The organism is Caldicoprobacter sp. (genome assembly GCF_047459465.1).
Taxonomy (GTDB): domain Bacteria; phylum Bacillota; class Clostridia; order Caldicoprobacterales; family Caldicoprobacteraceae; genus Caldicoprobacter.
The window spans coordinates 1-3545 of the sequence record NZ_VSCO01000166.1 but is presented as its reverse complement, the minus strand read 5'-3'; the positions used below and the strand labels follow the sequence as shown (position 1 = coordinate 3545).

3 protein-coding genes are annotated in these 3545 nt (G+C 45.6%); all 3 read right to left on the bottom strand.

Annotated elements, in window-relative coordinates; genetic code table 11:
- Positions 1-60 precede the first annotated feature (60 nt).
- The 3 genes from rhaI to rhaB all read right to left on the bottom strand — a co-directional run bounded on the left by rhaI (position 61) and on the right by rhaB (position 3307).
- Entirely contained in the window at positions 61-1281 is a 1221-nt protein-coding gene (rhaI, locus tag FWJ59_RS08680; protein WP_414481547.1) for an L-rhamnose isomerase, read from the bottom strand.
- 149 nt (positions 1282-1430) lie between these two features.
- On the bottom strand, positions 1431-1814 hold the full coding sequence (locus tag FWJ59_RS08675) for a sensory rhodopsin transducer (RefSeq protein WP_414481546.1): 384 nt from the start codon (positions 1812-1814) through the stop codon (positions 1431-1433).
- Between the two features lie 20 nt (positions 1815-1834).
- Positions 1835-3307, bottom strand: a complete 1473-nt coding sequence (gene rhaB / locus FWJ59_RS08670) for a rhamnulokinase (protein WP_414481545.1) — start codon at positions 3305-3307, stop codon at positions 1835-1837.
- Positions 3308-3545 lie beyond the last annotated feature (238 nt).

The window sequence follows — 3545 nt, the reverse complement described above, 5'->3', positions numbered from 1 at the left end:
CCTGCTTCATCCATCAGCAAGGCCAGCTGTAAATTGCTGATGTCCACAGGTAATAACCCTTTACTCCCAGCCTTTTCCGCCTATGCCCCTTTCCAAAATCTTCTCTCCATAGCCGCTTTCCAGATAAGCCTTCATGGGATCAGGCGCTAAGCCCATTTCTTCGCGTACGACCTCAAGCAAAGGCGTTACATCACATTCAAAGGCTTCACGCACTGCAGCCTCCGCTGCCATCACGTCATTGCGCATTTGCGCCTCCTTCAATACCTGGCGGTTTACCAGCAAAGCCTTGGCGTATGCCGTCTGTACGTTCAATACCGAGCGGATCATGGCAGGTATCTTGGGCTCTATGTTGTGGCTTTGGTCAATCATATAGGCTATGTTCTCGGCCGTCTTAGCCGTCTTGGGATCAAGGCTACCGGCCACCAGCTCGTTGAAGATCAGGAACAGCTCATAGGGATTGATGGAACCAACGATCAAATCGTCATCGGCATATTTCTTGTTGTTAAAATGGAAACCACCGATCTTACCTTCATCCAACAGGAAGGCCACAATGTGTTCTACGTTGGTCCCCAGCGGATGATGTCCCAGGTCCACCAGCACCTGAGCCTTTTCACCAAGCTTCATAGCAAATGCATAAGCCATCCCCCAATCGGCTATATCGGTATGGTAAAAGGCTGGCTCGAAAAATTTATATTCAATTAAAAGCCTCATATCGCTGTCCATGGCGTTGACCACCTCAAACAGCGCCTCTTCAAGCCAGTTCTTGCGTGCGCGCATATCCCCCTGTCCGGGATAATTGGTTCCGTCAGCAAGCCACAGGCTGATTATCTTGGAATCCACCTTCCGCGCAATCTCTATGCATTCCATGATATGATCTATGGCCTTTCTCCTTATAGCAGGGTCAACATTGGTAAGGCTTCCAAATTTATAATCATCTTCCTGAAATAAGTTAGGGTTGACTGCTCCAATCTTGAGCCCAAGGCCGGCTGCATACTCCTTAACCTTTTCAAAATCATCCACTTTATCCCATGGGATGTGGATAGCCACGGTAGGGCACATCCCAGTGAACTTGTGCACCTGAGCGGCATCTTCCAGCTTTTCAAACAGGTCTCTGGGTACTCCCCTCTGCTTGAAAACCTTAAACCTTGTGCCCGAATCTCCATATCCCCAGGAAGGAGTCTCAACTTTAAAGCTTTTGAGCCTCTCCTTTACCCATTCTACATCTATACCCCTATCTTTCTGCCTCTGCTCCCACAAGACATACATTTGATCTCTTGTCATACTCCCATTCTCCTTTCTATTAAAAATAGTTTTACAATTCTATAGTAGTGGACCTTTTTCACTTTCATAATAAGCATCTGTGCATATAAAATGCGTTTTCCAAACCTACACTTCGTCCATGGAAATTTCAAAAAATCAAAAAATCAAAGTCACTTAACGGGATACGCTATGGTGGTCATCAAAGCCATCTCCGCCTGTGTGGTATCCAGCCTGGAATATTGAACTATTATGGGCTGGTCGCTCTCCACCATTATGGCATAAGGCACACCCTGGGGCACTCCGTTACCATTTACGTCCTTTATCTTGTCGAGGCGTATATGGTTGGTACGCTCAGCTCTGCACACAGCATGAAACCCCCTCATGGGTTCCCGATCTTCGAAATACAACGTGAGGGTTATATGAGCATCTTCCTTTCCTGGATTGAGGACGCATACCGCTTCGTGGCTCACATAATGCCCTGGGCTGCTTATGGGGGGATAATAACAATCTGGTATGTACCACACCTTAGCACCAATATTTTGACTAGTACCCATCAAACTACCCTCCCTTCATATTATAAAACTTTCAAGAACCTTTCATAAGCCTCATCCCATACCTCCACATCTTGAGGCAGGTAATCTACCGTTGGAAAAGAATCCCTGATAACCTGCCTAATTTCATGAAGGTTGGACACTTCACCTAGAGCTTTGGCCTGCATCATCAGATTGCCTATAGCGGTTGCCTCTGTAGGTCCGCAAATCACAGGCTTATTTATGGCATTGGCGGTAAACTGATTGAGCAGCTTATCCTTGGTCCCACCGCCTACTATGTGGAGAACCTTAAGGGGCTTCTTTAAAATCTTTTCCAGCCTTTCGATGGTCCAGCGGTACTTCAAGGCAAGGCTCTCATAGACGCAGCGCAAAATTTCGCCCTTGGTCTGAGGCACCTCTTGCCCGGTCCTGCTACAGAAGTTTTGAATGGCCTGCGGCATATTGCTGGGAGCATAAAAATCATCACAGTCAGGATCGATAAATGCCTTAAAGGGCTGGCTATTCCTTGCCATCTCTTCAAGCTGCGCAAAGCTATAAACCTCGCCCTGACGATCCCATACACGCTTGCATTCCTGAATGATCCAGAGCCCCATGATGTTCTTCAAAAATCTATAGGTGTTCTCAGCTCCGCCCTCGTTGGTATAATTCCACTGCAGCGCCTGCTCATTTATGATGGGTTCCTTCACCTCTACCCCCATCAAGGACCATGTGCCACTGCTCAAATATACATAGTCTTCCTCTATGGCAGGAACAGCTACTACGGCTGAACCGGTATCGTGGGTAGCCACTGCTACTACCGGTACCCTACCTATATTTAGCTCCTCGGCTATAGATGGGGAAATATTACCTCTTACCGTTCCGGGCTGCTGTATGGTGGTAAATATGTTATCGGGTAAGCCCAATGCCTTCATGAGTTCAGTGCACCAGGTTCTGCTGCGTGCCTCAACAAGCTGGCTGGTAGAAGCATTGGTATACTCAGTGGATTTTTCGCCCGTCAGAAAATAAGCGAGTAAATCAGGCATAAGCAACAGCGTATCGGCTTTTTCTAAAATAGGGGAGTTTCTCTCCTTAAGGGCAAGAAGCTGGTAAATGGTATTGAACTTTTGAAATGCTATGCCAGTATAATTGTAAATTTGCTCTTTGGGTACAACCGCAAAGGCTTTTTCCATCATACCTTCGGTCTGGCTATCACGATAATGGTATGGATTCCCCAGCAGTTCTCCCGACGAATCTAAAAGGCCGAAATCCACTCCCCAGGTATCGATGCCTATCGAGGATAGCTGGCCATCAACATTGTGGGCAAATTTTAGCAATCCTTGCTTTATTTCCCAAAAAAGCCTCAGTATGTCCCAGTATGTATGTTCCCTAATTTTTACCGGATCATTGGAAAAGCGGTGTATTTCCTCAATCGATAGCTTTTTGCCGTCAAAGCGCCCTAAAATAGCCCTTCCACTGCTGGCTCCAAAGTCAAATGCCAGTAAATTTAAAGTTTTCATGGCATAACATTCCTCCTTTTCTCCATGTAATATTAATAATATAAACAATTAATCATCTACAAAAGTGGTGCCTTTGTGAAAAAGTTTGGGCTATCTGAACAATAAACTCGCCCAGCTACTTCAAGGTATTTATATTTTGAACCGCAATCCATCTCCAATTTTCTAATTCATAGATGAAATTTTATTTCAAATAGGACAATAAAAATAACACAAACCTAACAAGCTATTGTTAAACCTG

Coding starts and splice junctions, on each gene's coding strand:
- rhaI (WP_414481547.1), bottom strand. CDS start 1,281: ATGACAAGAGATCAAATGTATGTCTTGTGGGAGCAGAGGCAGAAAGAT.
- FWJ59_RS08675 (WP_414481546.1), bottom strand. CDS start 1,814: ATGGGTACTAGTCAAAATATTGGTGCTAAGGTGTGGTACATACCAGAT.
- rhaB (WP_414481545.1), bottom strand. CDS start 3,307: ATGAAAACTTTAAATTTACTGGCATTTGACTTTGGAGCCAGCAGTGGA.